This is a genomic window from Bacillus sp. CCB-MMP212, assembly GCF_022748145.1.
GTDB lineage: Bacteria > Bacillota > Bacilli > Bacillales > Bacillaceae_G > Bacillus_A > Bacillus_A cereus.
The window spans coordinates 275,773-290,971 of sequence record NZ_JALDQE010000002.1; the positions used below are offsets into that span (position 1 = coordinate 275,773).

Consider the following 15,199-nt stretch of genomic DNA (forward strand, 5'->3'; position numbering starts at 1 on the left):
GATTTGGTAATCCTTTTTGTTATATTATGAAACTGGTACTGCTTTTTCTTTTTTCCATGAAAGACCGAATCCAGTAAAACCGACGATAATGGTTACGACTGGACAAGCTAAACAGAAGATTGCGTATGGCAGGTAATCGAATGTTGGAACGCTAAGAACATTTGTTAAGAATACGCCACTGACACCCCATGGTACGAGTGGATTAATTACTGTACCAGCATCTTCTAATACTCGTGATAAATTACGACGCTCTAAACCGACTTCATCGTATTTATTAGCGAATGCTTGTCCTGTTAAAACGATGGATAAGTACTGCTCACCAAGTAAGAAGTTTACACCAATTGCAGTTGAAGCAGTAGAAATAATTAAGCGTGTACTAGTTTTTACGAAGCTAGAGATAATATTCATCAGCTGCGCTATAATGCCCATTCCTTGTAATAATCCTCCCATACAAAGAGCTAGGAAAATAAGAGCAATTGACATCATCATACTTTGCAGGCCACCGCGAGATAATAAGCTATCAATATCTTTGATACCAGTTTTAGAAACGTAACCGTCTTGCATAATTTTAATTAAATCAGCTAAAGAAGTGCTAGGTTTAAAAATAAAGAGAATAATAATTCCTACCACAATTCCTGCAAGTAATGTTGGAACTGCGGGTACCTTTTTAAATGCGAATAGGAACAGTAATAAAATAGGAATAAGTGTAACGATAGAAATCGTTGCATTTTTTTCTAGTGTATTAATAAATGCTGAGAAATCAACGTTTCCACCAGATCCGCTTCCTAAAATGAAAAATGCGATAAAAGCAATAATGAAAGCTGGCACTGTTGTCCAAAGCATGTTACGAATATGTTCAAATAAATCTACACCCGTTACAGCAGGCGCTAAGTTTGTTGTATCAGATAAAGGAGACATTTTATCTCCGAAGAATGCACCAGAAATAATTGCCCCAGCAATAAGAGCTGGATCGTATCCAAGGGCAGTACCCATTCCCATAAAGGCAAGTCCTACAGTTGCAGCAGTTGTAAATGCACTACCGATACTCGTTCCAACAATTGCACAAACAACAAAAACAGTTGGAACGAAAATTTTTGGAGATACAAGTTGGAAGCCGTATACCATTAAAGTCGGAATAGTTCCAGCTGCGATCCAAACGCTAATTAATACGCCTACAAGTAAGAAAATAAATATAGATGGAATACCAGCTGAAATACTACTGATCATCCCTTTCTCCATAGTAGACCAAGAGATTTTCTTCAGGAATCCAAATGCTAATAAAAGAACGATACCAAATAAAATTGGGATGTGTGGTGAAACTTCTAATTGAATAACACTAAAACCAATACAGAAAAAGATAAAAATTGTTAAAAGAACAGACTCAATTTTTGAAACCATTGTTTTCCCCTCCTAAGTAATGTAAAATAGCTCTTTTTTATATAAAATTCGCCAATATTGTATATTTCCTTCTAAAAGTTAGAATTTTGTGACAAATTACCGGTAATTGTTGGTCCTTCTATATGATACGGAAATGATTGGATAAAAAAACGTCCCTGCATATAATTATGCAGGGACGAAGAAATCGCGGTACCACCCTAGCTTGTGAAATGAATGTATCACAAAATAAAGGGTCATATGATATGCGCTTATAAAATAAAAAACGCCCCTGCAATATATGCAGGGACGAAAAATTCGCGGTACCACCCTAAATTGTGAAACAGTGTCGTTTCACCACTCTTTAGACATAACGGTCTATAACCGTCTTTCACTACTCCTCACGTTTCGTAAAAGAAGCTCCAGGGGGTAATTCATAATTCGCTCTGTACTGGTTCGCACCGACCACCAGCTCTCTGAAATCAGAAATCGAAATACTACTAAATCCTATCAACGCCGATTCATATGATGTTAGTTAAATTTTTATCATATTTTCATCTTACATGTCAATAAAAATATTAAATATTTTTTAGGGAAATAAAGGAGAATTGTTTTTAACGCTGTAAAAATGTACGTTATAATGAATTTGAAAGGGGAGGAAAGAGTGAAGAAAAAAATAATTCTTTTTACCACTTTATTAGTTATTGGAGGAAGTGCTGGAATTTACACAGCTTTTGCGGCTGAATCAGAGCAGTTGAAACAAAAGCAAATACAACAGTCAGAAGTGAAGAAAGTAAAAGAAATAGAAGAGAAGAAATCAATGGAAAAAGCAGCAGAAAAACTAGGAGTTTCTACTGAGGGGAAAACAAAAGAAGAGGTTACGAAAGAAGTAAATACCGCTAGGTTTGAGAAGCGTCATGATTTATTAATTGAGCACGCTAAGCAACTTGGAATTGATACAGAGGGGAAAAAAGATGAAGAAATTATTTTAGAAATTGGAAAGATACAGCATGGAAAGTAGAACAACTTATCGTATGATAAGTTGTTCTTTTTTAAGAACTATTTGATTTTAAAATAATTGACAGTCATTCGGATTTAATGTTAACTATATTTATAAATAAGTTAACATTAGGGGTGACAGTTGTGACAATAAATAGTAGAACAATTGAAAAATCATCTTATACATATGAAGAATTAGCAGAGAAAAATAAAGCTTACGTATGGCACCCATTTACACAAATGAAAGATTATTTAGAAGAAGATCCTGTCATTATTGAACGTGGAGAGGGAAGAAAACTATACGATGTAAATGGTAATGAATATTGGGATGGTGTTTCATCTATATGGTTAAATGTTCACGGACATCAAGTACCGGAATTAGATGCAGCAATTCGTGAGCAATTAAATAAAATTGCTCATTCTACTATGTTAGGACTTGCTAACGTTCCATCTATTTTATTAGCAGAAAAAATTATTGAGGTTGTACCAGATGGATTGAAGAAGGTATTCTATTCTGATTCAGGTTCTACCGCTGTTGAAATTGCAATTAAGATGGCTTTCCAATATTGGCAGCATAAAGGGAAACCAAAGAAACAAAGATTTGTTACATTAAAAGAAGCATATCACGGTGATACAATTGGAGCTGTTTCAGTAGGGGCAATAGACTTGTTTCACCAAGTGTATAGTTCGCTCTTATTTGATGCGATTAAAATGCCGTATCCATATACATATCGTTCTCCTTACGGAAATAATAAGGGGGAAATTGTAAAAAGCCATTTAGAAGAAATGGAAGAATTGTTGAAAGAAAAGCATGAAGAAGTAGCTGCCATCATTGTAGAGCCATTAATGCAAGGTGCTGGCGGAATGATTACAATGCCAAAAGGATATTTAAAAGGACTGCGCGATTTATGTACAAAGTACAATGTATTATTTATTACAGATGAGGTAGCGACTGGATTTGGGCGTACAGGGAAAATGTTTGCGTGTGAACATGAAAATGTGACGCCAGACATTTTAACTGCTGGGAAAGGTTTAACAGGTGGATATTTACCAATTGCAGTTACGGTAACGACAGATGAAATATATAATGCCTTCTTAGGAGAATATGAAGAACAAAAAACATTTTTCCATGGACATAGCTACACAGGTAATCCGTTAGGGTGTGCCGTAGCAATCGCAAATCTAGAACTATATGAAAAAACAAATTTAATAGAAGAAGTGGCACGTAAAACGGATTATGTGACAGCGCAATTAGAAAAGCTCTTTGCCTATAAACATGTAGGTGATATTCGTCAGTGCGGATTAATGGTTGGTATTGAGCTTGTGAAGAATAAGGAAACGAAAGAAGCGTTTGACTGGACAGAAAGAGTCGGTGTTCAAGTATGTAAACGCTCAAGAGAGCTGGGTATGATTTTACGACCTCTAGGTAACACGATTGTATTTATGCCACCACTTGCTTCTACTTTTGAAGAGATTGATGATATGTTACGCATTTTATATAAGGCAATCTCAGATGTTACGGAGGGAGAATAATGAGTGGTTTTTTCATAACAGCAACTGATACTGAAGTTGGAAAAACAGTAGTTGCAGGTGCTATAGCAGGTGTATTTAGAGAATTAGGATATAACGTAGGGGTATATAAACCGTTACAAAGTGGGCATGTTGCATCAAACCCTGAGGGAGATGCGGCAAGGTTAAAAGTACTATCAGGTGTACCGACACAAGAAAATGAAATTTGCCCTTATTCTATTGAAGAACCACTTGCTCCGAGACTTGCCATGAAAAGAGCTGGAAGAGTAGTAAAGTTAAAAGAAATTACTGATTACTATAATGAACTATTAAAAGAGTTTAATAGCTTATTTGTAGAAGGAGCAGGTGGGCTTGCTGTCCCATATACAGAAGATGCTTTAGTAATAGATTTTGCAACAGAATTACAGTTGCCTCTTATTGTAGTAGCTCGTCCTACATTAGGAACAGTAAATCATACAGTGTTAACGATTGCTTACGCAAAGGCGCATGGCTTAACCGTAGCGGGTGTCATTTTATCAGGTTGCAAAGAATGTGAAATGGAAAGAGTGCAAGAAAATAAAGAGATGATTGAAGAGCTGAGCGGGGTACCAGTTTTAGGATTATTACCATTCTTTGAAGGTGAGTTTACGAAAGAAGAAGTATTAGAATCTGCAAAAGAACATATTATGATTTCAAAATTAGAGGAGTTTATCCAAAATGAATCAAACGTGGCGGGCGCATCTTCAATCTAAATTACAACAATTACATGAGCAAGGGCAGTATCGAAATTTATATGTAACAGAGAAGGCAGAAGAGACTTGGCTTATTCGAGATAAAAAAAGGATGTTAAATTTAGCGTCAAATAATTATTTAGGGTTAGCTGGAGATGAAAGGTTAAAAGAAGCTGCTATTGCCTGTACAAAAAGATATGGAACTGGAGCGACTGCCTCTCGTCTCGTTGTAGGAAATCATCCATTATATGAAGAGGTTGAGAGAAGCATATGTGACTGGAAAGGTACTGAAAGAGCTTTAATTGTAAATAGTGGGTATACGGCAAATATAGGTGCCATATCTTCTTTAGCCTCTCGGCACGATATTGTTTTTAGTGATAAGTTAAATCACGCAAGTATTGTTGATGGAATCATATTAAGCGGGGCAGAGCATAAAAGATATCGTCATAATGATTTGGATCATTTAGAGAAGCTGTTGAAAACAGCGTCACCTGAAAAGCGGAAATTAATCGTAACTGATACCATTTTTAGTATGGATGGTGATACTGCTTATTTGAGAGATTTAGTACAGCTGAAAGAGAAATACGGGGCAATCATTATAGTCGATGAAGCACATGCGAGTGGAATATATGGAATCGGCGGAGCTGGGTTATCTCATATAGAAAAAAATCTTGCTCAAAAAATTGATATACATATGGGGACGTTTAGCAAGGCTTTAGGGTGTTATGGTGCGTATTTGACAGGTGATGAAATTTATATAGAGTATTTACAAAATATGATGAGAAGCTTTATTTTTACTACAGCTTTACCACCAAGTACGTTAGGAGCAGTGCAAAAAGCAATTGAAATTGTAAAAGAAGATAACGAAAGAAGAGAGAACCTTATAGCAAACGGAGAATACTTCAGAACTAAATTAAGGGATGCTGGTTTTGATATTGGGAATAGTTCAACTCATATTGTACCGATTGTAGTCGGTTCAAATGAACATGCTTTACGATTTAGTAAAAGGTTGCAAGAGGCAGGGATTGCGGCTATTGCAATTCGTCCGCCAACTGTGCCGGTTCATAGTTCTCGAATTCGCTTTGCAGTTACATCGCAACATACAATAGCTGATTTAAAATGGGCTATTGACCGAATTATTCACATTGCGAAAGAAGAGGAGATTTTCGTATGAACGAGCTAAAGATTATTTTTATCCCCGGATGGGGAATGGAAGAGAATATTTGGGATTTAGTAATTCCGTATTTTAAAGGATATCCTGTTCAATGCATAGATTGGCGTAATGTGAACGAACGAAGTGAATTTGTGGAACGAATTATAGATGTAGCGCATAACGACAACGTAATTTTAGTTGGTTGGTCACTAGGAGCGTTAGCAGCAGTTGAAGCTTATAAAAAGATTAAGGCAAAAGGCATCGTATTAATTGGTGGTACTGCTAAATTTACAAATACGAGCGATTACAGTAACGGATGGAATGCTTTGCATGTAGAACGGCTGAAAAGGAATTTGGCGAGAAGGAAAGAAGATACGCTCAAGCGGTTTTATGAAAATATGTTTACGAAAGATGAGTTAAAAGAGAATAAAAACTTTGAAGACATTGTAGACCGTTTTAAAGGTGATTCTATTCAGTCTTTACAACTAGGTTTGGATTATTTAATAGAAACAGATATGAGAGAAGAACTAAAAGAAATTAAAGTACCTATACTACTTATTCACGGAGAAAAGGATGTAATATGCCCATTGTCTGCGGCACGTAGTATGACGGAAAATAGCAGCAGCGAGCTGAAAGTAGTAAGTGATGCAGGGCATGCGTTATGTGTAACGAATTTTGAATATTGCGCAAATAAGATAATTCAATTTGTAGAGGGGATACGACATGATCAACAAAACGTTACTACAAAAACGGTTTAATGGGGCAGCCGTATCTTACGATCGATATGCAAATGTACAAAAAAAGATGGCACATTCATTACTTTCAATCTTAAAGGAACGATATAGTGAAACGGCATCAATACGTATTTTAGAACTGGGGTGCGGGACGGGGTATGTAACAGAGCAATTATCAAAGTTATTTCCGAAAGCACATATTACAGCAGTTGATTTTGCTGAAAGTATGATTGCAATTGCGCAAACTAGACAAAATGTAAAAAATGTAACGTTTCACTGTGAAGATATTGAGCGATTACGATTAGAAGAATCATATGATGTCATTATTTCAAATGCTACATTTCAATGGTTAAATAATTTACAACAAGTGTTAAGAAATTTATTTCAACATTTGTCTATAGATGGGATATTACTCTTTTCAACGTTTGGACATGAAACATTTCAAGAATTGCATGCTTCGTTCCAACGTGCGAAAGAAGAAAGAAATATAAAAAATGAAACATCGATTGGTCAACGTTTTTATTCGAAAGATCAGTTGCTTCATATATGCAAGATAGAAACAGGGGATGTGCATGTTTCTGAAACATGTTACATAGAGAGTTTTACAGAAGTTAAGGAATTTCTACATTCTATTCGAAAAGTAGGAGCGACTAATAGCAATGAAGGATCATATTGTCAAAGTCCCTCACTCTTTCGTGCGATGCTACGCATATACGAAAGAGACTTCACGGGAAATGAAGGGATAATGGCAACGTATCATGCTTTATTTATACATATAACAAAAGAGGGGAAGAGATGAAATGAAACAAGTACAAACAAAAAGGGATTGGAAAAAACTTGCATACGACGTAGTGGAAGAGAAGATGATTACGAAAGAAGATGCAATAGCGATATTAGAAGCTGATGATACAGAAGTTTTAGAAATTATGAATGCGGCTTACATTATTCGCCATCATCACTTTGGTAAGAAAGTAAAATTGAATATGATTATTAATACGAAATCTGGATTATGTCCTGAAGATTGTGGATATTGCTCACAGTCTATTATTTCAGAAGCACCGATTGATAAATATGCATGGTTAACGCAGGAGAAGATTGTAGAAGGGGCACATGAAGCAATACGCCGTAAAGCAGGTACATATTGTATTGTAGCGTCTGGTCGTCGTCCGACGGATAAAGAGGTAAATCACGTAATTGGAGCAGTTAAGGAAATTCGTGAAACGACAGACTTGAAGATTTGTTGTTGTTTAGGTTTCTTAAATGAAGATCAAGCAGGGCGTTTAGCGGAAGCGGGCGTGCATCGTTATAACCACAACTTAAATACACATGAAAATAATTACGATAGTATTTGTTCAACTCATACGTATGATGATCGTGTTGATACAGTTCAAAAAGCGAAACAAGCGGGCATTTCCCCATGCTCTGGAGCGATTTTTGGCATGGGAGAAACAATTGAAGAGCGTGCTGAAATTGCATTTGAATTACAACGTATAGATGCAGATTCTATCCCTTGTAATTTCCTTGTTGCTGTAAAGGGAACACCTCTTGAAGGGCAAAAAGAGTTAACACCAGTAGAATGTTTAAAAGTACTGGCAATGATGCGTTTTGTAAACCCGACAAAAGAAATTCGTATTTCAGGAGGACGTGAAATCAATTTACGCTCTGTACAGCCAATCGGTTTATTTGCAGCAAATTCTATTTTTGTCGGGGACTACTTAACGACAGCTGGACAAGAGCCGACTGCAGACTGGGGTATGATTGCAGATTTAGGATTTGAGATTGAAGAGTGTGCATTATAAGATAGATGAAAAAGCAAACTTGTAAAAGGGTTTGCTTTTTTGTAAATAAAATGTAATAAATAGTTGTGAACGCTTGATATTATTGGTTTTTGAGCGAAAAAAAGAATTTTTGTGGACGAATTTTCCAAGCCCTAATTGTACATAGTAAATATGTAATTTATATTGGGTTGGAGGATTTTACATGTACAAATACATATTAGCGATTATGACTTGTTTAATTTTAATAAAAGCAATAAGTTCTGATCCAGTTAAGGCTGCTGAAAATCCTGAACAAAAAGAGATGCAACAAAGAATCGAACAACACTTTCGAACGAAAGCTGAACATTTTGGATTGAAAACGGAAGGAAAAGATTTAAAGGAAGTTAGAAAAGAAATTACTATTATAGAAGAAGCGAAAAAAAGAGAGAATGTATGGAGAACAGCACAAGCTCTTCATATAAAAACAGAAGGAAAAACGATGAATGAATTAATAAAAGATGTACAAAAAAAGGTGAAAAAATAAAAAGAGGCCGAAGCCTCTTTTTTTATGCCCATTGTTTTGATAAGTGAGCCATTTCAATTGCAGCAACAGCTGATTCATATCCTTTATTACCAGCTTTCGTACCTGCGCGTTCAATCGCTTGTTCAATTGTTTCTGTCGTTAATACGCCGAAAATAACTGGGATGTCCATTTGTAGTGATAAAGACGCAACACCTTTTGCTACTTCATTACAAACGTAATCGTAGTGAGTTGTAGCACCTCGGATTACAGTACCTAATGTAATAACAGCATCATACTTTCCGCTACTAGCCATCTTTTTAGCGATTAAAGGAATTTCAAATGCACCAGGAACCCAAGCAACATCAATATCATTTTCTTCTACACCGTGACGCTTTAATCCGTCTAAAGCGCCGCCAAGTAACTTACTTGTAATAAATTCGTTAAAACGTCCAACAACAACTCCAACTTTTAATCCTGTACCAACTAAATGACCTTCGAATACCATAATAAATCTCTCCTTTAATTATAAGTTTAGTAAGTGTCCTAATTTGTTTACTTTCGTTTGTAAATACGATTTATTCTCTTCTTTTGCTGGCATTTGCAACGGTACACGCTCGACTACTTCTAAATCGTAACCTTGTAAGCCAGCAATTTTTCTTGGGTTATTCGTTAATAATCGTAAACTTTGTAAACCTAAATCTTTTAATATTTGTGCTCCGATACCGTAATCACGAAGATCAGCAGGGAAGCCGAGTTTTTCATTTGCTTCTACAGTATCGAATCCTTCTTCTTGCAATTTATAAGCACGAAGCTTATTAAGAAGCCCAATGCCTCTTCCTTCTTGTCTCATATAAAGAAGAACACCTTTTCCTTCACGCTCAATTTGAGTAAGTGCTGCATGGAGTTGTGGTCCGCAATCGCAGCGATGTGAACCGAATACATCTCCTGTTAAGCATTCAGAATGAACACGCACAAGTACCGGTTCACCTATTGAAATATCACCTTTTACAAGTGCGATATGTTCTTTCGTATCTAATGAGTTAGAATAGCCAATTGCGTGGAAAGTACCGAAATCTGTAGGTAATGTAATTTCCACCTCTCTCGTCACAAGTGTTTCATGATGGCGGCGGTAAGCAATTAAATCTTCTATTGTAATCATTTTTATATCAAATTGTTTTGCGCATTCTATTAAATCAGGTACACGTGCCATCGTGCCGTCCTCATTTATAATCTCGCAAATAACTCCAGCTGGTTCGGCACCGCATAGCTTCGCTAAATCAACAGCAGCTTCTGTATGACCTGCACGACGCAGGACACCGCCTTCTTTCGCAATTAATGGAAAGATATGTCCAGGTCGATTGAAATCAGCGCCTTTTGATGCGGGGTTTAACAATTCTTGTATCGTAGTTGCACGTTCGTGAGCGCTAATCCCTGTTGTTGTAGAAACATGGTCAATGCTCACTGTAAACGCAGTATGATGTGAATCTGTATTATGAGATACCATTGGTTCTAATTGTAGACGTTCTGCGTACCCTGCTGTAATCGGTACACAAACGAGACCACGGCCATGTGTAATCATAAAATTAATTGTTTCTGGTGTAATGTACTCTGCTAAAGCAATAAAATCGCCTTCATTTTCTCGGTTTTCATCATCACATACGATAACGACTTTACCTTGTTTTAAATCTTCTAGAGCTTCTTCAATACGATGAAACATTATGCTTCCCCCTTATAGAAATCCGTTTTCTTGTAAAAAGCTTTCAGTCATTGAACCTACTCGTTTTGTAGGTTTAGTAATAAAGCGTTCGATATATTTACCAATCATGTCACACTCAATGTTTACGATATCTCCGGCATTTTTTTCTCCAATGACAGATTCGCTTACTGTGTGCGGGATGAGTGAAATCGTTATGGAAGATTCGTCTATATCAAATATCGTTAAACTCGTTCCATCAACAGCAATGGATCCTTTATGCAAACAATAGCGCAGCAGTTCATCAGAAATTGCTATTTTGTAATAGACGGCATTGTAATGTTGTTTTTTATTTAAAATCGTTCCGATGCCATCAATATGTCCTGAAACGAAATGTCCACCGAATCGTCCGTTTGCAGCCATTGCTCGCTCTAAATTTACTTTAGAGTGCGGTTTAAGCATGCGAAGTGATGTCGACTGCATCGTTTCAGGCATTGCATCAACTGTAAATGAATTAGTTGTAAAGCTTGTTACAGTTAAGCAAATACCGTTCACCGCGATACTATCACCTAAGTGAACATCTGATAAAATTTTCTTTGCATGAATCGTTAATTTCATCGCTTCTCCGCTTTGTTGCATGTTTGCTATCGTTCCTAATTCGTCTACAATTCCTGTAAACATTCCGTCACCTCGTTTCGGGCATTCGCAACAATTTTTATATCATCACCAATTTGTTTCATCTCTTGAATTTTCAAGGAAAGCGCATCTTGTAATTTTGAAAAACCATTTCCTCCAAATAAAGTAGGAGCATCTTTCCCACCAATTAATTTCGGGCTTATATAGGTTACAATTTCATTAAAATTGTTTGTTTTTAAGAAACTTGCATGAATCGATTGGCCACCTTCAACGAATAGAGAAAGAATTTGTTTTTCTCCAAGAAAGGAAAGAAGGTCCTCAATTTCTATATGCTTCGTTTCCATTTGGAATATAGCTATATTTTTAGATTCATAAGAAGATATCTTCTCTTTCTTTACATCCTTACCGACAATAATCCATGTCGGTGCTAAACCATCTGTTATAACATGAGAAGATGGTGGTGTTCGTAAGTGGGTATCTAAAACAACGCGAATAGGATGTTTCCCACCATTTGGAATTCTTGTTGTTAAATGAGGATTATCAGCTATAACTGTATTCACTCCAACAAGAATTGCATCATGTGTATGGCGATATTGGTGAACATCAGCACGTGCTTCTTCACCTGTAATCCACTTACTTTCACCAGTTACAGTTGCTGTTTTTCCATCTAAGCTCATCGCTGTTTTGATTGTTACAAAAGGGCGTTTCGTTTTCATGTAGTGAAAAAAGTAGCGATTTAATAAAACTGCTTCTGCTTCAAGAACACCGGTAGTTACTTCAATTCTAGCTTCCTCTAATCTTCTTTTTCCGTTACCAGAAACGAGCGGATTACAATCGAGAGTAGCAATTACAACACGCTTAACTCCTTTTTCGATGAGCAATTCACAACAAGGTGGTGTTTTTCCAAAGTGGCTACACGGTTCCAGTGTTACATAAACGGTAGCGTCTTTGGCGTTCTGACCAGCCATTTGAAGGGCATGAACTTCAGCGTGTTCTTCACCAGCCCGTAAATGAGCCCCCATACCAACGATGTTTCCATCTTTTACAACAACAGCACCAACCATAGGATTTGGACTTGTTTGTCCTGATGTTCCTTCTGCTAACTGCAGGGCAATCCTCATATATTCTTGATCTGTCATTTTCTTCACCTCTCCTAAAAAAATCAAAAAACCCCAAGGATTTAATATCCTTGGGGTTTGGGAGACGTGATTTCTAGAAATATAGTTTGAATACGAAAGCATAGGAAAGAAACCTAACGATAATTGATATTTCTGCATAAGGAAAAAACCTAGCAAAATATCGAATTTTTAAACGCTAGTTGTCTCTTTTTATTTCAGTATAAAAAATAAGTATAGAAAATTAAACATATATAAAGAATCAAAATGAATCTTTAAAAATATGCATACTGAAATAAAAGTGTATTCACTATATAAAAAACTAGAAACATATCCTTCTCCCATCCAGACTATACTGTCGGCCCTAGAGTTTCACTAGATCCACCGTTTTCGAGTTGAAAACGGGTCACGGACTTAGAAGTTTTCACTTCATCACCGCCGGTTGGGAATTTCACCCGACCCCGAAGGATGCTGTTTGCTCAAATTATAGCACAAAAAAAATAAAAGGCTAGTAAAAAATATTCGAATGTGAAGAATTGTGTGAAAATATATGCAGGCTGGAATGGAAATAAAAGTATTAGAAATGTTGTAAGGAGAAGGGATATAACGGAGTTGCTAAAAAGAAAAAACATGCACAAAAAAATGTGCATGTCACATGTAAAATTATTCTGCCTCTGGTGCTCTAACAACAGACTCGAATTTACCTTTATGCGAAGCGTCGCAATAAGGCATATTTTTTGATAAACCACAACGGCATAAAGAAAATGCCGGTTTTGCTGGGAATACATTCCCTTGTGAGTCGACTAATTCCACGTCCCCTGTAACGCGAAAAGAGCCATTATCATTTACTTTAATTTGTACTTTTGCCAACGTTATCCCTCCTTCCCAAACGCTTAATTTCATCATATAATCAAGGGAAGTGCTTGGCAATATAAAGTGAAACTTTAATTAGTGGGGGAGGCATCCCCCACTAATTATTATTTGAACCAATCGGGCTTTTAGGGGCAGTTAATCTCCCGCCTAACTTCTTTGTTTCAGCCGAATTTTGAGATGGGAGTTTTACTGCCCGCAAATAGCGGGGAAAAAAGAGCACTTTGTTTGAGAAAGAAGAGAGTGTTATAATAGTTTTCATAACTGACTAGAGTAAGGTGACGAGAGATGGATAAACAATTACATACATTACGAAACATTGCAAATGAGCGCACGTGGGCATCATTTTTGAATGATAATCATCCATATAGTTTGTTACATTGGTCCATTGCAGGTGTAGGGCAAGAGGTAAAGGATGTTTGGTTACTTCAAGATGAAGTAACATTTCAAACGACAGAATTTCCAACGTTAGATGATGCAATGCAATGGATTTCTGAAAATATGGAACAAGTTACAGACGTTTTAGCGCAATAAAAAAACAGGCTTATGCAAGCCTGTTTTTTGTTTCTTTCACATATGTGTTTAAAAATTGATCGATGGCTGCTTCGTACTCTTCTTTATTTTCGTTATAAGAGCAAGCGTGTGCACCGTGTTCTGCAATATAAAGTTGCTTATTATTTTCTTTCGCTTCATATAACGCTTTTGTCATATCAGCTAAAATATAGTCGTCATCTTTACTATGAATAAAGAGAACGGGATTGTTAATGTTTTTTATACAGTCGATTGGTGAAACTTCACGAATTGTATAACCGTCACGAACTTTTAAAAATGCGTTTGCTAAAGGTAATAAAGGCCATTTTGGTAAATGGAATTCAACCTTTAAACGGTGCTGTAATTGTCCGTGAAAATCAGAGAAAGGACAATCTGCAATATAGAAATCAGCGCCATCTTCTACAAGTCCTGCGTATTGAAGAATTGTTGCGGCTCCCATAGATTCACCATGAATACCAAGTGTAATATTGGTTCCAAAACGGGTTTTTAGCCAGTCAACTACGGATTTCAAATCATGCTTTTCATAGTATCCATAGCTTGTTGTTTTTCCGCCAGTTTTACCATGACGACGATGATCGTAAATGAGGACATTATATCCCCTTTTTAAGAATAAGTTTGCATATTTTACAGAGTTTATTTTATTTACAGTTACACCGTGGCAAAAAACCATAAACTTATTGGAATGACCAGCAGGAATGTAATATCCGTGAAGGTCGTATCCGAATTGTGAAGGGATATGAATTTCTTCTTTATGAAGAGCATCAAAATCCTCTATACGAAAATGTTTTTTCGTTTCTCTTTCGAGTACTTCTTCCTCTGTTTTTTTCTTTAAGTACATCACTTTATTTGTAAAGAAAATCCCAAGGGCAGTTATTGCACCTAGTATAGTAAACAATGCTGCAAAAAAACGTTTCATACTTTACCTCATCCTCCAAATACCGTTACATGTGATACACTTATATTGTATCACAATGATATAAAAGGGGAGAAATAGGAAATGCTGCATATACAAAAAATTACGCCAGCGATGAAAGAAACAATCCGAATGTTCATGTGTGAGAACTGGGGAAGTTCATTGATGGTTTCACGTGGTAAGGGACATCAGTTAGAAGAGTTGCCAGGATTTGTTGCGCTCTCAGATGACAGAATAATCGGAATTATAACGTATGAAGTGACCGGAAATATGTGCGAAATTGTATCGCTAGATAGCTTTGAAGAAAGAAAAGGAATAGGGACGAAACTTGTGGATTGTGTATTACAAGTTGCAGAAGAAGAACGGTGCAGACAGGTTTGGCTTATTACAACAAATGATAATATGAATGCGTTACGATTTTACCAAAAACGTAATTTTGTAATGACTAATTTATATGTGAATGCGGTAGAGGAGGCGCGAAAAATAAAGAAAGAAATTCCACGTATTGGATATGATAATATCCCAATTTTACATGAAATTCAGTTGGAGTATCGTTTAGTGAAATGATGTAACAATTTTCAGAAATGTGAGTTATTAATCTTGACGGATAGTGTAATTTAGGTTACCGTAAAATTGTAAT

General features: G+C 36.4%; 17 protein-coding genes, 1 riboswitch and 1 other annotated feature. Of the genes, 10 read left to right on the forward strand and 7 right to left on the reverse strand.

Features of this window, described 5'->3' with window-relative positions; all coding sequences use genetic code 11:
* Positions 1–24 precede the first annotated feature (24 nt).
* On the reverse strand, positions 25–1,398 hold the full coding sequence (nhaC, locus tag MRP26_RS06225; RefSeq protein ID WP_000253730.1) for a Na+/H+ antiporter NhaC: 1,374 nt from the start codon (positions 1,396–1,398) through the stop codon (positions 25–27).
* A 278-nt stretch (positions 1,399–1,676) separates the two neighbouring features.
* Positions 1,677–1,897 (reverse strand) — a binding site (T-box leader).
* A 141-nt stretch (positions 1,898–2,038) separates the two neighbouring features.
* Between nhaC and MRP26_RS06230 the strand changes: the two genes are divergently transcribed.
* The 8 genes from MRP26_RS06230 (at position 2,039) to MRP26_RS06265 (ending at position 8,801) form a co-directional block, all read left to right on the forward strand.
* On the forward strand, positions 2,039–2,395 hold the full coding sequence (locus MRP26_RS06230) for a hypothetical protein (protein ID WP_000726902.1): 357 nt from the start codon (positions 2,039–2,041) through the stop codon (positions 2,393–2,395).
* 77 nt (positions 2,396–2,472) lie between these two features.
* Positions 2,473–3,906, forward strand: a complete 1,434-nt coding sequence (bioA, locus tag MRP26_RS06235) for an adenosylmethionine--8-amino-7-oxononanoate transaminase (protein WP_242806044.1) — start codon at positions 2,473–2,475, stop codon at positions 3,904–3,906.
* Positions 3,906–4,634 carry a dethiobiotin synthase gene (gene bioD / locus MRP26_RS06240; RefSeq protein WP_053563696.1) on the forward strand — a complete coding sequence of 243 codons (729 nt, stop codon included), beginning with the start codon at positions 3,906–3,908 and terminating at the stop codon, positions 4,632–4,634. Before bioA ends, bioD begins: the two co-directional genes overlap by 1 nt.
* Positions 4,600–5,787 (forward strand): 8-amino-7-oxononanoate synthase, encoded by a 1,188-nt coding sequence (bioF, locus tag MRP26_RS06245; protein ID WP_089171735.1) that lies wholly within the window; start codon positions 4,600–4,602, stop codon positions 5,785–5,787. The genes bioD and bioF overlap by 35 nt, the downstream gene beginning before the upstream one ends.
* A complete protein-coding gene (locus MRP26_RS06250) occupies positions 5,784–6,524 on the forward strand; it encodes an alpha/beta fold hydrolase (protein ID WP_242806045.1) in 741 nt (246 codons plus the stop codon). Before bioF ends, MRP26_RS06250 begins: the two co-directional genes overlap by 4 nt.
* Entirely contained in the window at positions 6,490–7,299 is an 810-nt protein-coding gene (bioC, locus tag MRP26_RS06255) for a malonyl-ACP O-methyltransferase BioC (RefSeq protein ID WP_000608911.1), read from the forward strand. The genes MRP26_RS06250 and bioC overlap by 35 nt, the downstream gene beginning before the upstream one ends.
* A gap of 1 nt (position 7,300) precedes the next feature.
* The gene (gene bioB, locus MRP26_RS06260; RefSeq protein WP_000815858.1) at positions 7,301–8,299 is read left to right on the forward strand and encodes a biotin synthase; all 999 of its coding nucleotides are present in this window, start codon (positions 7,301–7,303) and stop codon (positions 8,297–8,299) included.
* A 181-nt stretch (positions 8,300–8,480) separates the two neighbouring features.
* Positions 8,481–8,801 (forward strand): hypothetical protein, encoded by a 321-nt coding sequence (locus MRP26_RS06265; RefSeq protein ID WP_000280032.1) that lies wholly within the window; start codon positions 8,481–8,483, stop codon positions 8,799–8,801.
* 22 nt (positions 8,802–8,823) lie between these two features.
* Here the strand turns inward: MRP26_RS06265 and ribH are convergent, their stop codons facing one another.
* The 5 genes from ribH to MRP26_RS06290 all read right to left on the reverse strand — a co-directional run bounded on the left by ribH (position 8,824) and on the right by MRP26_RS06290 (position 13,094).
* Positions 8,824–9,285 (reverse strand): 6,7-dimethyl-8-ribityllumazine synthase, encoded by a 462-nt coding sequence (gene ribH, locus MRP26_RS06270; protein WP_000230895.1) that lies wholly within the window; start codon positions 9,283–9,285, stop codon positions 8,824–8,826.
* An 18-nt stretch (positions 9,286–9,303) separates the two neighbouring features.
* Complete coding sequence (ribBA, locus tag MRP26_RS06275; RefSeq protein ID WP_089171733.1) at positions 9,304–10,497, reverse strand: bifunctional 3,4-dihydroxy-2-butanone 4-phosphate synthase/GTP cyclohydrolase II; 1,194 nt, start codon at positions 10,495–10,497, stop codon at positions 9,304–9,306.
* A gap of 12 nt (positions 10,498–10,509) precedes the next feature.
* A complete protein-coding gene (ribE, locus tag MRP26_RS06280; RefSeq protein WP_000493869.1) occupies positions 10,510–11,154 on the reverse strand; it encodes a riboflavin synthase subunit alpha in 645 nt (214 codons plus the stop codon).
* On the reverse strand, positions 11,136–12,248 hold the full coding sequence (gene ribD, locus MRP26_RS06285) for a bifunctional diaminohydroxyphosphoribosylaminopyrimidine deaminase/5-amino-6-(5-phosphoribosylamino)uracil reductase RibD (RefSeq protein WP_029443258.1): 1,113 nt from the start codon (positions 12,246–12,248) through the stop codon (positions 11,136–11,138). The genes ribE and ribD overlap by 19 nt, the downstream gene beginning before the upstream one ends.
* A 305-nt stretch (positions 12,249–12,553) precedes the next feature.
* Positions 12,554–12,697: riboswitch (FMN riboswitch) on the reverse strand.
* Between the two features lie 190 nt (positions 12,698–12,887).
* A complete protein-coding gene (locus tag MRP26_RS06290; RefSeq protein WP_001151582.1) occupies positions 12,888–13,094 on the reverse strand; it encodes a CDGSH iron-sulfur domain-containing protein in 207 nt (68 codons plus the stop codon).
* A 288-nt stretch (positions 13,095–13,382) separates the two neighbouring features.
* Here MRP26_RS06290 and MRP26_RS06295 point away from each other — a divergent pair, with 288 nt between their 5' ends.
* Positions 13,383–13,628, forward strand: coding sequence for a DUF2552 family protein (locus MRP26_RS06295; RefSeq protein WP_000360796.1), 246 nt, complete (start codon positions 13,383–13,385; stop codon positions 13,626–13,628).
* A 10-nt stretch (positions 13,629–13,638) separates the two neighbouring features.
* Here MRP26_RS06295 and MRP26_RS06300 read toward each other — a convergent pair whose 3' ends face one another.
* The gene (locus MRP26_RS06300; RefSeq protein ID WP_000819230.1) at positions 13,639–14,562 is read right to left on the reverse strand and encodes an alpha/beta hydrolase; all 924 of its coding nucleotides are present in this window, start codon (positions 14,560–14,562) and stop codon (positions 13,639–13,641) included.
* Between the two features lie 81 nt (positions 14,563–14,643).
* Between MRP26_RS06300 and MRP26_RS06305 the strand changes: the two genes are divergently transcribed.
* Positions 14,644–15,126 (forward strand): GNAT family N-acetyltransferase, encoded by a 483-nt coding sequence (locus tag MRP26_RS06305; protein ID WP_000902437.1) that lies wholly within the window; start codon positions 14,644–14,646, stop codon positions 15,124–15,126.
* Positions 15,127–15,199: the final 73 nt, after the last annotated feature.